This is a genomic window from Pseudomonas sp. CC120222-01a (assembly GCF_003097235.1).
In the GTDB taxonomy this organism is placed as follows: domain Bacteria; phylum Pseudomonadota; class Gammaproteobacteria; order Pseudomonadales; family Pseudomonadaceae; genus Aquipseudomonas.
In genome coordinates, this window is sequence record NZ_QEQQ01000054.1 from 1 (window position 1) to 1429 (window position 1429).

Annotated in this window: 1 protein-coding gene; it reads left to right on the plus strand. The window is 54.4% G+C overall.

What is annotated here, in order from left to right; translation table 11 throughout:
- Nucleotides 1–49: 49 nt before the first annotated feature.
- Nucleotides 50–1401, plus strand: a protein-coding gene (locus N430_RS29145; protein WP_371922810.1) for an IS3 family transposase whose coding sequence is annotated in 2 segments (ribosomal slippage) — nucleotides 50–521 and nucleotides 521–1401 — 1353 coding nt in all. Because the reading frame shifts where the segments join, the coding sequence is not laid out codon by codon here.
- The last annotated feature ends 28 nt before the right edge of the window (nucleotides 1402–1429 follow it).

Consider the following 1429-nt stretch of genomic DNA (forward strand, 5'->3'; position numbering starts at 1 on the left):
CTGGACTGCCCCCAAGAAGTTGGACACCAATCCAACCCTTGGGGGATTTATGGGCAAATACTCAGAGCAGTTCAAGCTCACGGCGATCACGGCCTATCTGGAAGGCAGCAACGGCTTTCGCAAAGTGGCCCGACACTTGGGCATCGATTTCAGTTTGCTTCGGCGCTGGGTTGCCAGTTACCGATCCACCGCCAGCCTCAGTCCCCGCCCACATGGCCAGCGCTACACTGAGGACTTCAAACGGCAGGTACTCAAGCACATGCTTGAGCATCGACTCTCGCTGCGCCAAACAGCAGCGCACTTTGATCTTGGACAGTCCTCACAGATAGGCATTTGGCTGCGGCAGCACTACAGTGGCAGTCCTGCCACCTCTGTCGCCAACCAAAGAAGATCAGCCGTGCCCAAGAAAGTTAAGCCAATCAAGCCCACAGACACCAATGACGCAGAGAAATCCCGCGAGCAGTTGTTGGGTGAGCTCGAATACATGCGCATGGAGAATGCTGTCCTAAAGGAGTTAAAGGCTCTCCGCGAGGAGAAGGAACGAACACGGACGAAAAAGCCCTGATCGTCCGCAAGCTCAAGTGCGAATTCCCCTTACCCGACCTCCTCCAGATGGTCGGGTTAGCGCGCAGCACCTTTTACTACCAGGTCAAATGCCAGCAGAAGCCAGACAAGCATGCTGCGCTCAAAGAGGTGGTACAGCGCGTCTACCACGAGGAAAAAGGGCTGTATGGCTATCGGCGCGTTACGCTTGCGATCAGAAACCAAGGGACCCTGGTCAACAAGAAGGTCATTGAGCGATTGATGGCTGAACTCGGTCTGCAGTCAATCGTGCGTCCGAAAAAGTACCGCTCCTACCGAGGTACGGTCGGCAGGGTGGCCAGGAATCTGTTGGAGCGCAATTTCGTCGCACAACGCCCCAATCAAAAATGGGTGACTGATGTCACAGAGTTCAAGGTGGCACAGCAGAAGCTCTACCTGTCGCCAGTGATGGATTTATACAACGGCGAGGTCATTGCCTACGAAACGGCCAGCCGACCTACCTATGACCTCGTCGGGAATATGCTGGAAAAGGCGCTTGGTGGTCTGGGCGAAAAGCCCAAGCTAGTCATCCACTCAGATCAAGGGTGGCATTATCAGCAGGCTCAATACCGTCACAAACTTGCCGCACGAGGTGTGAAGCAGAGCATGTCCCGCAAAGGCAATTGCCTGGATAATGCGGCGATGGAAAGCTTCTTCGGCACGCTCAAGTCGGAGTTTTTCTACCTGAATCGCTTTGAGAGTGTCGAGGAACTAAAAGCGGGACTGGATGAGTACATTCACTACTACAACCATGACCGCATCAGGCTGAAACTCAATGGCCTGAGCCCTGTGAGCTACAGGACTCAGACCACTGGCTAAAACTGTCCAACTTTTGGGGGGCAGTCCA